The organism is Acinetobacter sp. WCHAc060033, assembly GCF_004209125.1.
Taxonomy (GTDB): domain Bacteria; phylum Pseudomonadota; class Gammaproteobacteria; order Pseudomonadales; family Moraxellaceae; genus Acinetobacter; species Acinetobacter wuhouensis.
Genome location: NZ_SGSW01000007.1, coordinates 36,167 through 56,883, shown reverse-complemented (window position 1 = coordinate 56,883; position 20,717 = coordinate 36,167). Strand labels below are relative to the sequence as shown.

General features: G+C 35.9%; 18 protein-coding genes. 12 read left to right on the top strand and 6 right to left on the bottom strand.

What is annotated here, in order from left to right; translation table 11 throughout:
• Positions 1–80 precede the first annotated feature (80 nt).
• Positions 81–566, bottom strand: a complete 486-nt coding sequence (locus tag EXE10_RS04370; RefSeq protein WP_068974550.1) for an Lrp/AsnC family transcriptional regulator — start codon at positions 564–566, stop codon at positions 81–83.
• A 280-nt stretch (positions 567–846) separates the two neighbouring features.
• Positions 847–2,208 (bottom strand): amino acid permease, encoded by a 1,362-nt coding sequence (locus tag EXE10_RS04365; protein ID WP_130112484.1) that lies wholly within the window; start codon positions 2,206–2,208, stop codon positions 847–849.
• A 228-nt stretch (positions 2,209–2,436) separates the two neighbouring features.
• Here EXE10_RS04365 and EXE10_RS04360 point away from each other — a divergent pair, with 228 nt between their 5' ends.
• The 10 genes from EXE10_RS04360 (at position 2,437) to EXE10_RS04315 (ending at position 13,742) form a co-directional block, all read left to right on the top strand.
• Positions 2,437–3,420 (top strand): ion transporter, encoded by a 984-nt coding sequence (locus EXE10_RS04360; RefSeq protein WP_130112483.1) that lies wholly within the window; start codon positions 2,437–2,439, stop codon positions 3,418–3,420.
• A 41-nt stretch (positions 3,421–3,461) separates the two neighbouring features.
• Complete coding sequence (locus EXE10_RS04355; protein ID WP_130112482.1) at positions 3,462–3,824, top strand: hypothetical protein; 363 nt, start codon at positions 3,462–3,464, stop codon at positions 3,822–3,824.
• A 238-nt stretch (positions 3,825–4,062) separates the two neighbouring features.
• Complete coding sequence (gene gltS / locus EXE10_RS04350; RefSeq protein ID WP_130112481.1) at positions 4,063–5,280, top strand: sodium/glutamate symporter; 1,218 nt, start codon at positions 4,063–4,065, stop codon at positions 5,278–5,280.
• A 603-nt stretch (positions 5,281–5,883) separates the two neighbouring features.
• The gene (locus tag EXE10_RS04345) at positions 5,884–6,798 is read left to right on the top strand and encodes a LysR family transcriptional regulator (protein ID WP_068974555.1); all 915 of its coding nucleotides are present in this window, start codon (positions 5,884–5,886) and stop codon (positions 6,796–6,798) included.
• Positions 6,799–7,149: 351 nt separating this feature from the next.
• Complete coding sequence (locus tag EXE10_RS04340) at positions 7,150–8,163, top strand: sensor domain-containing diguanylate cyclase (protein ID WP_130112480.1); 1,014 nt, start codon at positions 7,150–7,152, stop codon at positions 8,161–8,163.
• A 468-nt stretch (positions 8,164–8,631) separates the two neighbouring features.
• Positions 8,632–10,794, top strand: coding sequence for a malate synthase G (locus EXE10_RS04335; RefSeq protein WP_087551742.1), 2,163 nt, complete (start codon positions 8,632–8,634; stop codon positions 10,792–10,794).
• A 154-nt stretch (positions 10,795–10,948) separates the two neighbouring features.
• Positions 10,949–11,173 carry a hypothetical protein gene (locus EXE10_RS04330; RefSeq protein WP_130112479.1) on the top strand — a complete coding sequence of 75 codons (225 nt, stop codon included), beginning with the start codon at positions 10,949–10,951 and terminating at the stop codon, positions 11,171–11,173.
• A gap of 7 nt (positions 11,174–11,180) precedes the next feature.
• The gene (locus EXE10_RS04325) at positions 11,181–12,296 is read left to right on the top strand and encodes a DUF692 family multinuclear iron-containing protein (protein WP_130112478.1); all 1,116 of its coding nucleotides are present in this window, start codon (positions 11,181–11,183) and stop codon (positions 12,294–12,296) included.
• A gap of 70 nt (positions 12,297–12,366) precedes the next feature.
• The gene (locus tag EXE10_RS04320) at positions 12,367–12,987 is read left to right on the top strand and encodes a 2OG-Fe(II) oxygenase (protein WP_130112477.1); all 621 of its coding nucleotides are present in this window, start codon (positions 12,367–12,369) and stop codon (positions 12,985–12,987) included.
• A 92-nt stretch (positions 12,988–13,079) separates the two neighbouring features.
• Positions 13,080–13,742 (top strand): SOS response-associated peptidase, encoded by a 663-nt coding sequence (locus EXE10_RS04315; RefSeq protein WP_130112476.1) that lies wholly within the window; start codon positions 13,080–13,082, stop codon positions 13,740–13,742.
• Positions 13,743–13,778: 36 nt separating this feature from the next.
• Here the strand turns inward: EXE10_RS04315 and EXE10_RS04310 are convergent, their stop codons facing one another.
• Positions 13,779–14,243 (bottom strand): MarR family winged helix-turn-helix transcriptional regulator, encoded by a 465-nt coding sequence (locus tag EXE10_RS04310; RefSeq protein WP_068974561.1) that lies wholly within the window; start codon positions 14,241–14,243, stop codon positions 13,779–13,781.
• A gap of 832 nt (positions 14,244–15,075) precedes the next feature.
• On the opposite strand from EXE10_RS04310, the gene EXE10_RS04305 reads away from it, so the two are divergent.
• A complete protein-coding gene (locus EXE10_RS04305) occupies positions 15,076–16,608 on the top strand; it encodes a TerC family protein (RefSeq protein ID WP_130112475.1) in 1,533 nt (510 codons plus the stop codon).
• Positions 16,609–16,732: 124 nt separating this feature from the next.
• Here the strand turns inward: EXE10_RS04305 and EXE10_RS04300 are convergent, their stop codons facing one another.
• The gene (locus EXE10_RS04300) at positions 16,733–17,587 is read right to left on the bottom strand and encodes an alpha/beta fold hydrolase (RefSeq protein ID WP_130112524.1); all 855 of its coding nucleotides are present in this window, start codon (positions 17,585–17,587) and stop codon (positions 16,733–16,735) included.
• A 125-nt stretch (positions 17,588–17,712) separates the two neighbouring features.
• Here EXE10_RS04300 and EXE10_RS04295 point away from each other — a divergent pair, with 125 nt between their 5' ends.
• Positions 17,713–18,171, top strand: coding sequence for a hypothetical protein (locus EXE10_RS04295; RefSeq protein ID WP_130112474.1), 459 nt, complete (start codon positions 17,713–17,715; stop codon positions 18,169–18,171).
• A gap of 71 nt (positions 18,172–18,242) precedes the next feature.
• Here EXE10_RS04295 and EXE10_RS04290 read toward each other — a convergent pair whose 3' ends face one another.
• Together EXE10_RS04290 and brnQ are read right to left on the bottom strand one after the other, a co-directional pair.
• Positions 18,243–18,479, bottom strand: a complete 237-nt coding sequence (locus EXE10_RS04290; protein WP_068974565.1) for a hypothetical protein — start codon at positions 18,477–18,479, stop codon at positions 18,243–18,245.
• 701 nt (positions 18,480–19,180) lie between these two features.
• Positions 19,181–20,473 carry a branched-chain amino acid transport system II carrier protein gene (gene brnQ, locus EXE10_RS04285; protein ID WP_068974566.1) on the bottom strand — a complete coding sequence of 431 codons (1,293 nt, stop codon included), beginning with the start codon at positions 20,471–20,473 and terminating at the stop codon, positions 19,181–19,183.
• Between the last annotated feature and the right edge of the window lie 244 nt (positions 20,474–20,717).

The window sequence follows — 20,717 nt, the reverse complement described above, 5'->3', positions numbered from 1 at the left end:
CGCGTGATACTCATATAAGGCTCATCTCATACTGAGTGTATTAAAACATAATTACATCAACATTTCAGCAAAAATATAAATCATTCAATCATCATCAAATCGGATTTATTCTCAAGCTTTAAAGGGCGCAAAGCAAAAATCGAACGAGTATGACGTATGCCTTTCATTGAATATAAATTTTTACGCAGAAAACGTTCATAATGTTCAGCATTCTTCACGGCGACTTTGACTAAATAATCATAATCACCTGTCACCAAATGCGCCTCGACTACTTCAGGCATCTGACTCAATGCATCACTAAATTGTTCTAAAATTTCGTCATCATGCCGTTCAAGCGTGATTTCAATAAAGAATAACTCATTGATCCCAATGGCTTTGGCATTAATATTTGCTGTATAGCCTTCAATGACATTCATCGACTCAAGGCGCTTCACACGTGTCCAACATGGTGAAGACGACAGCCCAACAATCTCTGCAAGTTGAGCGACCGTTAAACGACCATCCTGACGAAGTGCCGATAAAATTTTTCGATCAATGCGATCTAAAGTGTACTGACTATCATTCATGAGCTATACCACAGAAAATATTTTCGTGAATGATTCTAAAAAAGAAAAATCATTCCGAAAAGAATCAAGAATTAGGTGAAATACGGGAAACATTCTAGTCAGAGACACGCTAAAATAAACATATTAAATCAAAGACATTTGGGAGACTGGCTTTGATTTTGCAGTGTGTATCTTTAAGGGAAGGGTGCCTTTAACGATACACACTGTATACCTATTTTAGAACTCAAACTTTATTCATCAAACTTTTTACTGAAGATTTACAGCAAACTTAAACATGAAATTAAGTATTTTGATTCACCTGTTTTGATTTTAACCAATAAGCAAAAGTTAAACACAGCAACCAAAAAGGGATTAAAATCACTGCGATTCGCATATCAGGTGTCATCCACATCACCATTAAAATGCACAACATAAAAATAACACAAATATAATTGGTGGTTGGATAAGCAATCGCAGGAAATAACGTCACTTTCTTTACGTCTTGCATCCGTTGTTTAAATTTTAAATGCGTCAGTGCCAACATCATCCAATTGATTACGATCGCAGATACAACCAAACTCATCAATAATTTAAACGCTTTTTCAGGAAATACGTAATTCAAAACCACACAAATCAAAGTCACCAAAGCAGAAGTTAAAATCGCTGCATAAGGAATACCACGTTGATTAATCTTGCGTAAGAATTTGGGAGCATTGCCTTGTTCCGCAAGCCCAAGCAACATACGACTAGTACCATAACTGGTGCCGTTATAAACCGAAATCGCCGCAGTCAATACCACAAAGTTTAAAATGGTGGCAACGCCTTGACTACCCAGTGAATCAAAAATCAATACAAAAGGGCTACCACCTTCTGCAATTTGGTTCCAAGGATATAATGATAATAAGACCACAATGGTGAGTACATAGAACAACAAAACACGATAAACAATCTGGTTCACTGCTTTGGGAATAGTTTGAGTTGGATCTTTGGTTTCTGCTGCAGCGATGCCGACCAATTCAATTCCTCCAAAAGAGAACATGATGATCGCCATTGCCATGATCAAACCCGTCAAGCCATTTGGGAAAAATCCACCCAAAGCCCATAAATTTGAAAGCGATGCAGTTTCACCTGCATGACCACTTGCCAATAACCATGCGCCAAAGCCAATCATGCCAATGATTGCAGCAATTTTGATGATCGAAAATAAGAACTCCATTTCACCAAAAACTTTGACGTGGAGTAAATTAATCACATTGATCAAAATAAAAAAGCCAAGTGCGGACACCCAAGTCGGAATTTCTGGCCACCAGTATTGTACATATAAGCCGATTGCACTGAGTTCAGCCATACAGACCAAAACGTTGAGTACCCAATAGTTCCAACCTGACATAAAGCCTGCAAACGGATTCCAGTATTTATAAGCAAAATAACTAAAAGAGCCACTGACAGGTTCTTCAACCACCATTTCACCGAGTTGACGCATCATAAAAAATGCAATTAAACCTGCAATGGCATAGCCTAAAATAACTGATGGGCCAGCAAGTTTAATGGTTTGTGAAATACCTAAAAATAGCCCAGTTCCGATAGAGCCACCCAATGCAATCAATTGTATATGGCGGTTACTCAAACCATGTTTGAGTTGGCTCGAATTTTGTGCAGACATAAATGATCCATTTATGTGATAGTCGCTGAGTAGTTCAGCGATAGAGAAAATGTAAGGGGCTTACTATAATAAAAATTTATACATAAATAAAATTTAATTTATAATTGATGAGTTATTAAGCAACTTGCGCTCATTTAATGAGAATATGCTTAAAATAATTTCACTAAAAATTGTCAAGTTGGATTCTTGCGTATTAACATGAACTACACTCCAATATAAGTACAAGACATGAGAATTAGCGCTTGGTACAGCCTTAGAAAGTTTGTTTATAACAATTTACATAATGATGATTACGAAACTCAATTTAGCCGTTCGATCAATTTCTTATTAATTTTTCTCATTATTGGCAATGTGATTGCAGTACTTTTAGAGTCGATCAATGACGTTTATAAGGTATATAAAATTTATTTTGATGCCTTTGAAAATATTTCAATTGTGGTTTTTACTCTGGAATATATCTTGCGCTTTTGGAGTGTCGTTGAAAAAGATCCTTTTGAAACTGAATGGAAACAACGTTGGAAATATGTGATCAGTGGCGCAGCAATCATTGATTTATTGGCAATTTTACCTGCATATATCAATTTCTTTGTTCATATCGATTTACGGTTCCTACGAATCTTAAGATTATTACGTCTATTAAAATTAACCCGCTATTTTGTCTCATTACAAATTCTTCTGCGGGTCATTGAACGCGAAAAAGGTTCATTTCAAGCGGTCATTTTTATTTTACTGATCATGATTGTGATGGCTGCTGCAGGAATATATGTGGTAGAAAGTCGAGTACAACCTGAGATATTTAGTTCAATTCCTGCCTCGATGTGGTGGGCAGTGGTGACATTGACGACTGTCGGTTATGGAGATGTCACGCCAATTACACCTTTAGGGCGCTTTTTAGGTGCTTTAATTACGATATTAGGTGTCGGTCTGGCCGCATTACCCGCAGGTATTTTGGCTAATGGTTTAGCCAATGAGCTTGAACTTAGAAAACAACAGCTTGAATTAAAATTTAGAGATTTATTAGAAAGTTGTGAAATTGACATTATTGATGATGAAGAAAAAATAGAAAACATTCGTAAAGAGGTCGGTTTATCCACTGAACAGACTCAAGATATTGTTTTGCAGTTGATTCGAGAACGTAAAGAAGACGCTTTGGAAAGGGAAAAGAATAAGTATTGTTTTTGTCCGCACTGTGGGCATAAATTGCCAGAATGATCGTAATTAAATCATTATGATAAGGCTAAAAGGAAAATAAGATGAGTTACGATATACAGTTATTTCATATCCAGACGATGCACAACTATGAAAACTCGAATGATGAAGAATTTTTTGAGCATGTGGAAAATTTTACAGCATTTTCGCAGGATCAATTTGACGTTTTAAAAGCAAGTTTACTGAACTATGATTATGAGGTTATACGCACCGATGATGATGCATTGCATTTTAAAAAGTCTGATGATGAAAGTTCTGTGGTGGCATATCTAACACGATATGCGATTTATTTTTCCGCAAGTTTTAATCAAGAAGACAGTTTTGAAATCTCAATGACAGCCTCTGATTTTACTGATACAGGTGAGTTTGCAAAGTATGATCCGCAATTGGGAGAATGTGAATTTTGAATCTATGATGAAGTGATGTATAAGCAATTAATTCATTATAAAAAACATAAATTTCAGATAGAAATAGGCTAAATGAATACAGTTTTCAATCAGGTTTTATAAGTTGATTTTATTTATTTTATGGAATTGTTGTATTCAAGTGGTACTGAATAAATCTGATAAAATTACACTTATCTAGCTGAAAAATTATTCAATTTTGAATTAAATATATGCATAAATTCGAATAAATGGATAAATCATGACATTTGAAATAGATGCATTCGGTACAATTGTAATTGCTGTTTTTGTTTTATTTATCGGGCGCTTTTTAGTTCAAAATATTCCCTTTTTACGCAATTATAATATTCCTGAGCCTGTTGTAGGCGGTTTGATCGCTGCACTTTGCTCCTATTTAGCATATAAATTTCTGAATATTAGTGCGACTTTTAATGCTGATATTCAAAAAGCACTGATGTTAATGTTCTTCACTTCAATTGGTTTGAGTGCAAGCTTTATCAAACTCAAAGAAGGTGGAAAGTCTTTGGTGATTTTCCTATTTTGTGTGGCAGGTTTTGTCTTGGTACAAAATGCTGTAGGTATGAGTTTAGCAAAAGTGCTGGGACTAGATCCCTTAATCGGTCTCATTGTTGGTTCTATTACTTTGACGGGCGGGCATGGAACCGCAGGTGCTTGGGGTACTATCCTTGAAAATGAGCATGGTATTCATGGTGCTGTCGTCTTAGGCATGGCGAGTGCGACCTTTGGTTTGATTATTGGTGGTGTGATTGGTGGTCCAGTTGCTAAATTTCTAATTAAAAGACATAAGCTTGCGACTGAGATTGGTGATGTAGATCATGATGATACACCTGCGGCAGAAGGAAGTGCGGCATTTGAATATCCACATAAAACACGTTTGATCACCTCAAGTAATGCCATTACAACGTTAGGGATGTTTTCACTGTGTATCTTTATTGCCAATTGGATGACAACAGTCAGTAAAGGGCAGTGGTTTGAATTACCAACATTTGTTTGGGCATTGGCATGTGGTGTATTACTTAGAAACTTCTTAGAACACGTTGTAAAAGTGAAAATCTTTGATCGAGCAATCGATGTTTTTGGAAATGCTGCATTGTCCCTCTATTTGGCAATGGCGTTGTTATCTCTACAGCTTTGGTTATTAGCTGATTTGGCAGGACCATTGGTGATTATTCTATTGCTTCAAATGGTGACCTTGGCACTGTATACCAGTATCGTGACTTTTAAAGTGATGGGAAGTAATTATGATGCAGCAGTTTTGGCAGCTGGACATTGCGGTTTCGGAATGGGCGCAACGCCAACAGCAATTGCGAATATTCAGGCTGTGACCAATACTTATGGTCCATCACATAAAGCCTTTTTAATCATTCCTTTATGTGGTGCATTCTTCATTGACATCATCAATGCAGTGGTAATCCAAACGATTATTAAGTTTTTTTGATGTGTGAAGATTGAATTTCACTAGACCATCAATTCTTTGTGTCTAGTTCATCATTTTAGCTTTATCAGTAAAGCCTCTATTCGATAGAGGCTTTATGCTGTCTAGATATCAGATGTTAACAAGTTGTGATCGTTATGGTGAATTAAATTCATTTATTTTTTAATTTAGCATATTAATATTCAACTATAATGAAATTCACTCATGTTTTGATATAATGAATTTTATTCATTTTATATTTTGTTTGAGCCTCGCCCTCAAAGCATAGCTTCTCGTCTTGTGCTCGGGTAAAGCGTTGCTTTTAATGAAAGGATTGTTGTTTAAATCCTTTATGTAATTTTTTAATTTATGTTTTGCTTAAGCCTCGCCACTCGAAGCATAGCTTCTCGTCTTGCGCTCAGGCAAAGCGTTGCTTTTAATGAAAGGATTGTTGTTTAAATCCTTTATGTAATTTTTTTAATTTATGTTTTGCTTAAGCCTCGCCACTCGAAGTATAGCTTCTCGTCTTGCGCTCAGGCAAAGCGTTGCTTTGCTGGACCTCTTTGCTCGAAGCATAGCTTCTCGCCTTGCGCTCGGGTAAAGCGTTGCTTTACTAGGACCTCGCTCATGCTTGAGATTCGTCATTTAAAAACATTAACTGCATTGCGTGAGCATGGTTCATTGGTTGCTGCTGCAAATGATCTATGTCTAACACCATCTGCAATTTCTCATCAACTCAAAGAGTTAGATCATTGGTATGGTGTAGAAGTGGTGAATCGTCGTAGTCGCCCTGTGACATTTTCCAATGTGGGACAACGATTGTTGAAACTTGCGGACGATGTTTTGCCGCAAATACAAATTGCACAAACCGATATTACCCGTATTGTGCATGGGCAAACTGGACGAATTATTTTCTCTTCAGAGTGTCACAGTTGTTTCGATTGGCTGATGCCTTTGTTGAATCAATATCGTCAACAATACCCAGATGTTGATCTTGATTTTGCTTCAGGTTTTGAGGCAAATCCGCATGAGCTTTTACAAAATGCTGAATTCGATTTGCTTATTACTGCGGATCCAATCGCATTAAAAGGGATTGAATATTTCCCAATCTTTGAATACGAATCACGTTTAGTTTTGTCCAATACTCATCCATTGGTACGTGTTGAAAAGATTACTGTACAAGCATTGGCGGAAGAAACTTTGATTACTTATCCTGTCGATAAGCATCGTTTGGATATTATGGCGAAGCTCTTTATTCCTGCGAATATTTTGCCTAAACAAATTCGTACAACGGATTTAACTCAGATGCTTATTCAGCTTGTAGCAAGTGGACGTGGTATAGCTGCACTTCCAGATTGGGTGGTAAATGAGTACGAACAAAAGGGTTGGGTAACTTCTAAACGTTTAGATTGTGTGGCGGAAAATGGTTTACGCCGTACTTTATATGCAGGTTATCGTACTGATGAAAAAGAAAAAAGTTACTTCGAAGGCTTTTTAAAGCAGTTGGCGAAGTTTTCACAACAGCGCAATCGATACTATTAATTCATTAACAAATTGATTTTATATTCATGGGTAGAAGAACATCATCCCATGAATTTTTATCCATTCACATATTGAAGATGATCAGTTGATCGTATTTTGTCTATTTCGGACTCAATATGTTCGATATAAACAAAAAGGGTCTAAATCTACACATTTAAATTGAGTTTTAGGCTTCTATATGCAGCGTCATATACTTTAAATGTAAAGCATTTTAATATACAAATATACCGCTATAAATTGATGGAAATTGTGTGGGTAGGGGCTTTTGTATAGTATTTACTTCCATACAACGATTTGATTGTAGTATTAAAATTCTTGAAACATTTCTCTAAAACTCGTCTAGGATGACCTATGCCTAAAACGAAACAACCGACTTCTAAGCAATTGTTGTCTGTCATTCAAACGCAAACCGCGATTGCAAAATTGGGCTTAGACATTAACGCAGTCATGACTTTGGTCGCTGAACAAGTGCAATTGATTACCCAAGCTAAAGGGGCAATTGTTGAACTGGCTGAAGATGGTGATATGGTCTATCGCGCTGTTTCGAATGGTGCGAATGAGTTTTTAGGCTTACGTTTAAAAATGCATAGCAGCCTTTCGGGCTTATGTATTGCTCAAAATAAAACCTTGTATTGCAAAGACAGTGAAAATGATGAGCGCGTTGACCGTGAGGCTTGTCGCCGAGTTGGGTTGCGTTCTATGGCAGTCGTGCCACTGATTCATTTGGATGAACCGATTGGTGTTTTGAAAATTTATTCTGAACAAGTCAATGCATTTAAAGAAAGTGATATTCATTTATTGGGCTTGATGTCTGAACTGATCGCTGCCGCAATGTATCATGCAACTAAATTTGGTGCGCAAGAACTGTATAAATTAGCAACACAAGATCATTTAACAGGATTGGCAAATCGAGCATTATTCCTTGATTGTTTAAGACAAGGCGTAGAAAAAGCCAAACGTTCTGGAAAAAATCTGGGTATTTTGATGATTGATATGGATGGTTTAAAGCCGATTAATGATCATTATGGACACCGTCTAGGGGATGAAGCTTTAAAAGAAATTGCCAAACGAATTGATGGTTCGACACGTAAAGAAGATTTAGTGGCTCGTTTAGGGGGTGATGAGTTTGCTGTGATTTTAACTTCTGTTGCAGATCAAGAGCTTGCTAAAAATGCGATGAATAGAATTGTTGAGGCATGTGGATTACCTTTTGTTTTTGAAAATATTAAGCTGAATATGGGCGCGAGTGTTGGTTTGGCACTGTTCCCAGAAAATGCCATAGAATTGAATCAGTTAATTGAGTTCGCAGATTTGAAAATGTATGAAAATAAAAGAGCAAGAAAGGCTGTAATATTGAAAGAATAGTTTTAATGTATCAATTTCTCAATGGTGATTTTCAAGCAATAGATATGCTGTAAAGCCTTGTATGACGAGATTCATTTGTGATCTAAATGGGGTACAGCTACACTCAAATTTATGGACATTAGAAAAACAAATATTTAAACAGAATAGTTACGTTGTTTTATCGACATTTGCTCATATTCATGGCTTAATCTTTGTTCAAGGAAATAAGGTGTATTAAAAATAGATAGGATAAAAATACGAATTCGGCACTTTAGTCTAATTTCGGCATTTTGAAATTTTTATACACTGTAAAAAGCTGTCCAAGTTGATGATATTGTCGCATTTTTGATCATTATTTTTTAAGATAATGTGTATATTTATTTTAATGAAAATGATCACTATTTAGGAATGTGATAATACTATTCAGCATGGTTTAAATCGGTATACTAGAAACTCTTGTTATAAAAAGTAGCAATATCAGGAAAGACAATGACTGCACGTATTCAAAAAGGCAAGTTAGCGATTGCTAAAGAACTTTACGATTTCATCGAAAATGAAGCACTACCAGGTTCTGGTTTAGACAGTGAAACTTACTGGAAAAACTTTGAGCAAGTCGTTGTTGATCTTAGCCCTAAGAACAAAGCGCTTCTTGCAAAGCGTGACGACCTTCAGGCTAAAATTGATGAATGGCACCGCAACAACAAATTTGAACTCGAAGCTTATAAAGCTTTCCTTACCGAAATTGGCTACTTATTACCAGAAGTAGAAGATTTCCAAATCAGCACAGAAAATGTAGATGAAGAGATCGCATTATTGGCTGGTGCGCAGTTGGTAGTACCTGTGCGTAATGCACGTTACTGCTTAAACGCTGCGAACGCGCGTTGGGGTTCTTTATACGATGCACTTTACGGTTTTGACGTCATCCCTGAAGATGGTGGCGCGGAAAAAGGTAAGGGCTATAACCCAGTTCGTGGCGACAAAGTAATCGCATTTGCTAAGAATTTCTTAAATGAAACTTTCCCATTGGCAAATGGTTCGCATGCTGATGCAACTAAATATGCTGTTGAAGGCAAAAAATTAGTTGTTAGCCTAAAAGATGGTTCAACAACGACACTTGCTAAAGAAGCTCAGTTTGTTGGCTTTAATGGCGACGAAGCTGCTCCAGTAGAAATCGTACTTTTAAATAATGGTTTACACGTAATCATCGAAGTTGATGCTACAAGCCCAATCGGTAAAGCTGATGCAGCTGGTGTAAAAGACCTTGTGCTTGAAGCTGCTGTAACCACGATTCAAGATTTGGAAGACTCGATCGCTGCTGTTGATGCAGAAGAAAAAGTTGAAGGCTACCGTAACTGGTTAGGCTTAATGAAAGGTACGCTTGAAGAGTCTATCGAGAAAAATGGTAAAACCATTACTCGTACACTGAATAAAGACCGTACACACAAAAACCTGATCGGTGGTGAAACGAAACTTCACGGTCGTTCATTGATGTTGCTTCGTAACGTAGGTCACTTGATGACAAACCCTGCGATCCTTGTAGATGGTGCTGAAATCTACGAAGGCATCATGGATGCGTTGATCACTCCGTTGCTTACATTTGCAGACATTAAAGGCGAAAACGAGAACAAGAACTCACGTAAAGGTTCTATGTACATCGTGAAGCCAAAAATGCATGGTCCTGAAGAAGTTGCATTTGCAGTTGAATTGTTTGAACGTTCAGAAAAAGCATTAGGCTTACCTGCAAAAACTTTAAAAATCGGGATCATGGATGAAGAGCGTCGTACTTCTGTGAACTTGAAAAACTGTATCGCACAAGCGAAAGATCGTACGATCTTCATCAATACAGGTTTCATGGATCGTACAGGTGATGAAATTCATACATTTATGGAAGCTGGTCCATTCGTTCGTAAAGGCGAAGTAAAAGCTCAAATTTGGTTCCCAGCGTACGAAAACCGTAACGTGATGGTTGGTTTACAGTCTGGTTTACGTGGTAAAGCACAAATTGGTAAAGGTATGTGGCCTAAACCAGACATGCTGTTAGACATGTACAAAACCAAGATTGAACATCCAGAAGCAGGCGCAAGCTGTGCATGGGTTCCATCTCCGTCAGGTGCTGTAATTCACGCGATTCATTACCACCAATGCAACGTATCTGCACGTCAGCTTGAGTTGTTAAAAACTGATGCATTGCCATTAGATGACTTATTAACTCCTCCTTTGGCAACAGATACGAATTGGACTGCGGAAGAGAAAACCAAAGAACTTGAAAATAACTTACAAGGTATCTTGGGTTATGTGGTTCGTTGGGTTGACTTGGGCGTAGGTTGTTCTAAAGTTCCAGACATCAACAACGTTGGTTTGATGGAAGACCGTGCAACTTTACGTATTTCTTCACAACACGTTGCGAACTGGTTACGTCACGGTATTGTGACTAAAGAGCAAGTTGAAGAAGTGATGCAACGCATGGCGAAAATTGTGGATGAGCAAAATGCGAATGATCCAGAATATACAGCTATGGCGCCAGGTTTTGATGGCTATGCTTACCAAGCAGCGTATGACTTAGTATTTAAAGGTGGTGAACAGCCATCAGGTTATACTGAGCCATTGCTACACGCTTATCGTTTAAAATTAAAAGGTTATACAGGTGACTAACTTCATTCTTTAGAATGATTTATTCAACTGAATAATATTTAAAAAACCAGTTATTTCGATAGCTGGTTTTTTTGTTGGGATTTTATGATTAAACAGTGTAATGGCAAAATTTCATTTATAATTATGGTTAATTTAAGAAAATAAGAATTTAAATATGAAAGTTAAAAACTTAAGCTTAATCAAAATTTCGACGATGTCGATATTGAGCTTGTCTGCGATCGCATGCAGTTCAACTGAACCGCAGCAGAGCAGTCAAAGTAAATATGCACCACCTCCAAAGCAACAAACACAGACAAAAATTTTGGAAGCGAATGAGCAAAAGTCACAAGTAGAGCATCCTTTTGATCCAAAAGATTGTCCTGCGTGTGGTATGGGGTAAATAAGTAATGAAACCGTTACTCGGTTTGTCTATTTTTCCCCAATTGAGTTTTTTGAACACATGTTTATCATTATTTGAACAAGAGAAAGTTGAGGTTTTGGAGTGGTCATTCGATCATTGCCATTATGAGAATAGACCTGAGTGGTTTAATTTATTGCTCAAAGATTATAGCGAAGCAGGGCGTTTGCTTGCACATGGTGTGCATTATTCGGCATTTATTGCACAGATGAATGAATTACATGATGAGTGGTTAGCATTGTGGGAACAGGAACAACAACAGCTTAAATATGTACACGTTTCAGAACATATTGGTTATAAATCACAACTTAAACAGAACTCAGGATTTCCATTACCTTTAGATTATCACTTGGTCGATGTTCAAGACTTTGAACAACAGGTGGTGGCTCTTCAATCTGCTTCAAAAATACCTTTAGGCTTTGAAATTTTGGCTTTGTCTTTGAGTTATCAGCAAGTTGTTGAGCAAGCAAAGTTTGTTACAGGATTGTGCCAAAAATTTAATACTTTTATCGTTTTGGATTTGCATAACCTTTATTGTCAAGCATTCAATTTTAATCTTGAGATCGATGCTTTAATCGCACTTTATCCTATTGAATATATTCGAGAGATTCATATTTCTGGGGGGAGTTTTAGTTATAGTGACGTAGCTGATAAACAGGTTCGCCGTGATACGCATGATGGTGCAATTCCCAAAGCATTATTTAAGGTATTACAAGATTGGCTACCACGTTTTGAATATTGCCAATATATTATTTTTGAGCAATTGCCAGAAAGTTTGAAAACTATTCAAGCGCAACAACAATTTATCTCTGACTATGATCAGTTAATGTATATTCGTGATCAATTTTCTGTAGAAGCACTTGAGCAACCTAATAAGCTATTACATGTGGAAAACCGTTCATTACCCACGCAAGATGAGTTGTCTAACAATAGAGAAACTTTATTTGAGGAACAGTACTTATTGGCGAATGCATTGATGCAAGTAAAAACTCCACAAGATTTACAAGTAATGACGTTCAAATACTTTAATCATCAGGATTGGTCACTGGCGATGATTGAAACTGCAATAAAACTCAGTAAACGTTGGAATAGTGTAAACGAGTAACGGAGCTAATACTCAATAGGTGAGAATTCTTTGTTAGAATCAAAAAAGTTAATAATTTAGTTGAATTAAAATGTCATCGGTAATTAAGTTAGATGCATTAAAGAATTCGGTAGTTAGTAATACACCATATCCATATTTTATTGTAGAAAATTCAATCGTAGAAAGTGAAGTACAAGCCGTCGTCGCAGATTTTCCTAAGCTGACCCAAGGGGGAAGTTACAACTTGGAAGATGTTGAAATTAAGCCTAATTTCGATCGTTTATTGAAATCTGTAGATACACCTGAGTTTCGCCAAATCTTAACCGATAAGTTTGGTGTAAATGTCATGGAACATCCGATGATGATCACTTTGCGTGGTTTTTCACGTCAAAAAGATGGTCGTATTCACAGTGACTCAAAAAGTAAATTACTCACTATTTTGATTTATTTAAATGAATCATGGGATGCTGAAACAGGTCGTTTACGTATTTTGAATGATAATCAAGACATCAATAATTATGTCGCTGAAATCAATGCGGGACCAGGTTCACTGGTTGCATTCAAAGTGACAGATAATGGTTGGCATGGTTATATTCCTTATGAAGGGCAACGCCAGTCGATTCAAATTAACTTTTTGACTAGTGAAAAAGCCAATGCAAAACATAAGTTTTTCCATGGTTTAAGTGCTAAAGTAAAGAAAATTTTTGGTTAATCTAATTTTTAAAATAGATTCAATAGCAAAAACAAAGCAAGTTTCGACTTGCTTTTTTTAAACACAAAATTTTATAACGATGGTATTAAATCATGTGTGCCAATTTCAAAGCAATTACACATCAACAAGCGCTACAACTAGGCTTGCCAAATATTGTCTTTGAATATGACGATGAAATTTTTCCCAGTTTTCAAACTCCTTTGCTATTTAAGTCTCAAAAAGGGCTTGAATGGCGTTCAGTCAATTTTGGTTTAGTACCGAAATGGTCTGAAGATATGGAAATTGCAAAACATACATATAATGCTAGAAATGAGACGCTTTTAGAAAAGCGAAGTTTTGCAGAAGCTTTTACTAAGTGCCAATTTGGCGTGATCCCTGTGTTTGAGTTTTATGAGTCTAAATATATCAATGGTAAACCACAACGTTGGGCGGTTCGACGTAAAGATGGTCAGGCTTTCTATATTGCAGCTCTATATGAAGTTACGCGTTTAAAAGATGGCGAGATTGTTCGTTCGGCAACGATGATTTCTATGGATGCTCATCAGCATGAGATGATGAAAGAATTTCATGAACCGCGAACTGATAAGCGATCAGTTGTTGTCATACCACATCATCGTTTAGATGAATGGTTAAGCTTAAAGCAGGTTGATATTTCAAGCTTTATTGAAGGTTTTCCTGTGGATGAGTTTGAATCTCTATATTGCCCGAAACAACGTCACGATAAAAACTCCCCACAGATGGATATGTTTGATTGAAATCAAAATTTCAATCAAATCAATGTGAAACTATAATTAATGAGATAAGTTTTTGAAAATGATTTTTAGGCTTTCCATCATTTTCTCGATTTGAAGTGGTGTTAGCCCTTCAAACGATTGTTCAAGTATAACACCCATTAAGTCATTAATTTTTTGAGTCATTTGGACACCTTTTTCTGTTAAATGTACACGTGTGATACGTGCGTCATTTTCACAAGAATAGGTATCAACAAAACCTTCTTCTTTTAAGCGATAAACAATTTTAGTTGTCGTCGACATTTTTGAAACAATCATATCAGAAAGTTCGGATACACTCGCATTGGGTTTAGCTTCTAAAGATACCAATAGGCGACGACGAGAATTATCTACACCATATTTTTTCAGTACATGATCAAGGTTTAGAACATATTGTGCATGAACTTGTGTAATCCAATAATAAGGAAATTCTTCGATATTAAAATTTTCAGCGTTCGGTAAAAATTTTGAATATTTCTTAGTCATTCGGGAGTCCCTGAATTTTTGTAATTATGGCCAAATATTAATTCTAATAATATTTTATTTTTATTACATGAATCAATATGTGATGTATCACTTAATGAAAATAACCAAGGAAAATCGATGGGGTATAATTTTCCATGAAATTAGCTGAGTTCAATTATTAAAAATTATACAAAGCCAAAAGTTTCGATAAGTATGGCTAAACAAAGCGTAAAATTTGCCACTTGATATGAAAGGCAATAGGTCGCTTTAAACATCCAAAAGTTGTTCGAACGGTTGTATGCTCAAGAACTATGGGGTAAATAAGTTCTTGTTTGTTAGTCCTGTATTGTCTATATGTTATATGATTAAAAAGATCGAGTAAACAAGCTTTTAATGTGTATATTATAGATCCACGCTGTTGAAAGCTAATTTTTTAAAGACACACTATTTTTTGTTAAAAAGTGATAAATGTTATATTCAAAAAAAAAGTTGCCTCATGTTGTTTATGTTTTTGATTTCACAAGATGTAGTAAGTTTATTTAAACTATTGGTGTATTTTTCCTAAACTAATTAAATGTAGAAATTTTATTAAAGTTTATTGAATTTGTGTAAGTTGAATGGTTAAGCTTTCAGTGTAGATTAAATTGATTCAAATATTCGTTTCAATACTTTAAAGCAAAAATATGAAAAAAATGTAATTTTTTTAGAAAAAATAATTACAAAAGGACAATATTGTGCATAATTAAATTAATTTAGTTGAAAAGGTATCATTATTCATGGACCCGTCGCCGTGTAGGTTTAGTTTTCATTTTTCTCGTTTATATTTTTATAATAATAAGCAGGAGATCTAATAATGGAATTTTTATTAGACCCTGGAATTTGGGTTGGTCTTTTAACCTTAATTGTTTTAGAAATTGTACTGGGTATCGATAACCTAGTTTTCATTGCTATTCTTGCAGATAAACTTCCTCCAGAACAACGTGATAAAGCACGTGTTATTGGCTTATCTTTAGCTTTGGTAATGCGTTTAGGCTTATTGTTCGCTATTTCTTGGTTAGTCACACTTACAAAACCGCTAATCAGTATATTTGACTGGACTTTTTCAGGGCGAGATCTCATTCTCTTATTCGGTGGTCTGTTCTTGGTCTATAAGGCTGTAACAGAACTACATGAAAAGATGGAAGGTAAGCCTGAAGTCAAGGTCACTAGTAATGTGGTGTATGCAGGTTTTACCGCTGTTGTAGCGCAAATCGTCATTCTCGATGCAGTTTTCTCTTTAGATTCGGTCATTACTGCGATTGGTATGGTAGACAACATCTATGTGATGATGGTTGCAATGATTGTGGCGATGGTGGTCATGCTGATTGCATCAAAGCCGTTAACCGCATTTGTAAACCGACACCCAACTGTTGTGATTTTGTGCTTAAGCTTCTTATTGTTAATCGGTATCAGCTTAATTGCAGAAGGTTTTCAGTTTCATATCCCTAAAGGCTATATCTATTCTGGTATTGGTGTTGCGATTGCAATTGAGGCATTCAATCAGTTTGGTCAGCGTAATGCAGCAAAACATGAGTCGAAAATTCCATTACGTCATCGTACAGCGGATTCTATTTTAAGATTGATGGGTGGAAAAATAGAAACCGCCGATTCTCAGTCGATTGCAGCACAAGAAGCTTTTGCTGATGAAGAGCGCTATATGATTGGCGGTGTTTTAACGCTTGCTGAACGTTCAGTTGCTTCGATCATGACCCCTAGAAGTCAGATTTCATGGGTCAATTTGGATGATGATCCTGAAAGTATTCGTCAACAGATTTTGGCAGTACCTCATAGTTTGTTTCCTGTTTGTCGTGGTCAGTTAGACAAGGTTGTAACTATCATTCGTGCAAAAGAGTTGATTGATGCACTAGATGAGCCAGAGCTTTTACAGACTTTATTGAAGCGTAATCGTCCAATTTTCATTTTTGAAAAGATGAAAGTAATTGATGCGATTCAGACCTTGCGGAATTCAAAAGGTTCTTTGGTTCTAGTAAGCAATGAGTTTGGTAATATTCAGGGTTTGATTTCGCCACATGATGTGTTTGAAGCAATTGCTGGGGAATTCCCAGATGCTGATGAACAATTAGACTTGGTGAAATTGGATGAGCTGACATGGAAAGCTTCGGGTATGCTGGATTTGTATCAGTTGGAACTTGAACTTGGTATGTTAGATTTAATTCAAGATGATTCAGAATACTTCAGTGTAGCAGGATTAATTTTGGATAAAACTCAAGGTGAAGTTAAAGTGGGTACACAAATTGAGCAAGTCGGAATTTGGTTTGAAGTGCTTGAAATGGATGGAAACCGCATTAAAACGGTGAAAATTACTCGACCCGAATATTTGAGTTAATCTACGATCTAGTTGAACTTTAACAGTATCATTAAAAATGCCTCTATGAATAGAGGCATTTTTTTGAATAAAAAGAGCATTTAAATAGGATTACTTATTTAAATGCTAAAAGTAAACTTTAAAATTATTGAATTGTTTGTGTGATTTTAGACCATAAATTTTGATGAGACTTTTTAAACATCAGCATATGACCGATGGCTTTATGACCATGTTCTTGAGGACTTAGCTCAATCATATCGGTTTGTGCATTTGGGTAAAGGCGAAGCAAATCTTTGACATTGGCTTCAGTTGCAATCTCATCATCAGATGACCAATACACAGTAATTGGACATTGAATTTCACTATGATAATCATCAAAAATGGTTTTACCAATGGCATTGATTACATAGCCAGGTTTGCTACAGAATTGTGCCCATTGTTTTGCAACATTTTTAGGTAAGTTTTCCCCCATGCCTAAAAAATTCGTCGCGCCATAGCCTTTAATTAAACTGGATACAGGGAAGATGAGGTTAAACATCACTGGTGCCATACGTTTAGTACGACCTTTTAGCCCTTTAACATGCCCAGTAGAGCCTGAAATGGAAATCACTTGTGCAACTTTGTCATAGTTCGGAACAATACCAAGTAACTGTCCACCAGCACTATGACCAAGAAGTGTGACTTTTTCTTGTTGTGTCTTATTTAAAAGCAAATCAATTGCTGCAGGAATGTCTAATTGCCCCCAGTCTTGGATACTGGCATTCGATTCTCGAAGAGGACCATGCAGTGACTGACCAATTCCACGGAAATCGAACACCATTACGTTGAAACCTTGTTCGGATAACCATTCACTAAAGTTATGGTAAAAACCTTGGGTAATCCCTGTAGCGGGGCAAATTAAAATAGGCAGTTGTTCAATTGATTGTTTTGACTGATAAAAACGACCACTTAAGCTATAGCCATCAGTGCAAGTAATCGTTACATTCTCAAAAGTACTCATCATGATTCTATCGTTATGTTTACAAGTTTACTTTACACGAGTTCCAAAAAGAAACTTGATTAAAAAGTGACTTATAAGTCAAAGAGGCAAAGAGATAGGTTTCTATTTAGAAAAGGATCAATGAAATGGATTTAATGAGCTTAACACTCGCAGTTAAATTAGCATTGCTATTCAGTGGTATATATTTATTTGTGGGGATGCTCACAGGGGTATGGAAATACGTTCAAATCAGTCGATCAGAATCGGCACGGGCACATTATTATGTTGATATTGCACATAGAAGTAGTCTGCTTTATGCACCAGCCACTTTGATTCTTGCTGTAATGGCATATTTTTCAAGTTGGTCTGAGAAAGTAAACTTATTTTTTATCATCACGAACTTAATTTTCTTTAGTTTTTCAATCGCGAGTTATGTATTGCATGGTTGGTTGAAGGATACAAGTAATCAATTCAAGCAACCGCATCAATTGGGAAAAATACAATTACCCAAAATTATTTTACGAATCGCAATGATTTTATTGGTGATCGGTGAAATTGGTGCAACGGCTGGTCTATTGCTTGGAATGTATATGGGGTTATTTTGATTAAGCTTTATATACTTAGTTCTAAATGAATTCTTATTTTTCTTTAAAGATGGATGCTTAGCACCCATCTTTTATTCTGTTATTTTCGCAAGTTTGCGAGATTTATGATCAACAACATCCCAGACATAGAAGGCTGCAGATACCACGAGGGCATACGCAAAGAATTCTGGCTTTAAATTGCCTTGAATCAACCCATGAATTAATAATGTCACTAATAGCGCAATTGTTGTGCTCAGATATGTGACCAACTTTGTATTTGCCTTCAACGAATTAATGAAGACTTGCTTGTTGAAATGTAATGATAACATCTCCATCCCTCCTGTCTGCTCGACAAAACCTAATTGTTTTAGTCAGATTTGAGTAATAGTTGTACCATATCCTATGAATATTTCAAGCCTAAATACTTCTATATTGTTAAATAATTATGACATATTTATGACAAATGATAATTATTTTTATAAAAAATAGAAATACTATTAATTTTTTGGTGAAATATTACTTTTATTTGAATTTAGTGTGATGTATTTATCATAATAAAATACAATAACTTAAAGCCAATGAAAAGTTTTTTCGACTAAAGTTTATGAAAAATATGCAAATTTATTGCCAGATAGAATTTGCTTAATACTGCTTTTAATAAAAAATTTAAATTTTGATCGTTTGCTTGTTTTTTGGTCAATTTATTTTTACTAATGATGCTGTTTGGGAAACTTTGATGGGGAAATGAATATTAATTCATGTCATATTTTCAAGAAAAACTGAAAATTTGGTTAAATCAGATAGTAAACGAGACTTAGGTTGTGCATTCGGCGTATGGACAAATGAAAGGCTGATATCAAACGGGTAAATCATCGAGCAAAAGTGTAGCCAATAGATGGCATGACAGCTTTGTTGTAAATTAATTGTGTCGTAAACAATAACAGCCTGTTGGGTAAACATGACAATTATTGATCACAGTCAAAATGAGATTTGGGTAAAATCAAATTTTAAGGACGATGGTTAAAAATGGTTATTTTTTAACTTTATCAATTACGACACAAATGATTAGAACGATTATTGATGGAATGAACCATGCCAAATTTTGTTCATTTAAAGGTAAATTTTGAATAAATAAAGGCAAGCTATCATTAAAACTTGTTACTTTGATTCCTTCAATAATACCAAATAGGAAGGCAACCGCAGTCACAGGTGCAATCACAACAGATGGATTGTTAAACTTCTTCCAGAAGAAACTGAGAATAATCACCACGATTGCAGGTGGGTAAATTGCGCTTAAAACAGGTACTGAGAAAGCAATAAGCTTTGTTAATCCTAAGTTTGAAATTACTAATGAGAATAAAACCAAGATCACCACTAAAATTTTATATGGGATTTTAGTCAACTCTGAGAAGTATTCAGCACATGCACATGTTAGTCCGATTGCAGTGACCATACATGCAAGTGAGATCAAAACGGTAAGAAATAAAGAACCTAAGTCACCGAAAGCATGTTGTACATAAGCATGTAAAATTACAGCACCATTCTCAGCATTCGGTGCAGCATCGTGGCTACCTAATCCGAGTTTAAATAGGCTGATATAGACGAGGCTGAGTAAAACACCTGAAATCAGACTAGCAATCACAGCATATTTGGTCACAAGTTTTTTATCAGTCACACCACGAGAATGAATCGCATGAATGATGACAATACCGAAAACCAATGCGCCTAAAGTGTCCATGGTTAAATAACCACTGACAAAGCCTTCAGATACAGGGCTTGAGACATAGTTTTTCACAGCAGGTGAAATTGAACCTGTTGGAATAATAAATGCCGCGATCCCTAAAATTGCCAATGCAATGATTTTTAAAGGTGCGAGAATATGACCAACACTGTCCAATAATTTATTTGGATAGAGTGAAACTAGCGTCACAAATGCAAAATAAATAACACTATAGATAAAAAGTGATGTTCCGCCATTACCAAAGTATGATGAGAAACCAATTTCATAAGAAACAGTCGCTGTACGCGGTGTCGCAAAGAGCGGTCCGACTGAAAGGTAACATACGATGGTGAGGATTAAACTTGCAACTTTACCGAGGGGTGAACTTAAAATTGCAATGGAACCTTCAGTTTTAGAAAGTGCCATAATGGTGAGTACTGGAAGACCAACAGCAGTGATTAAGAAGCCGATTGCTGCAAGCCATACATTTTCACCAGCTTGTTGAGCAACAATGGGTGGAAAGATAATATTGCCAGCGCCTACAAATAAGGCAAAGGTCATGAACCCTAAAGCAATAATATCCTTTGTACGGAGATTAGTCATAAAAAGAGAAAGGTTAAACACACAAAAAAGTAATTTTAGTTGAAATAGGGAGTATTTTGTATTTTATTTTATAGATAGCATTCCTAGATTTTATAAATTTTAACCAATTAGGCTTATTTGTTAAATTTATGTAGGTGATATACCTATTAATTTTCAATGATTGATAATTCTATAGCTCAGTAAAAAATTTAGATGCTGATAAATAGTTTTCGTAAAACCCACATGTTTTAATGTTTTGTAAAAG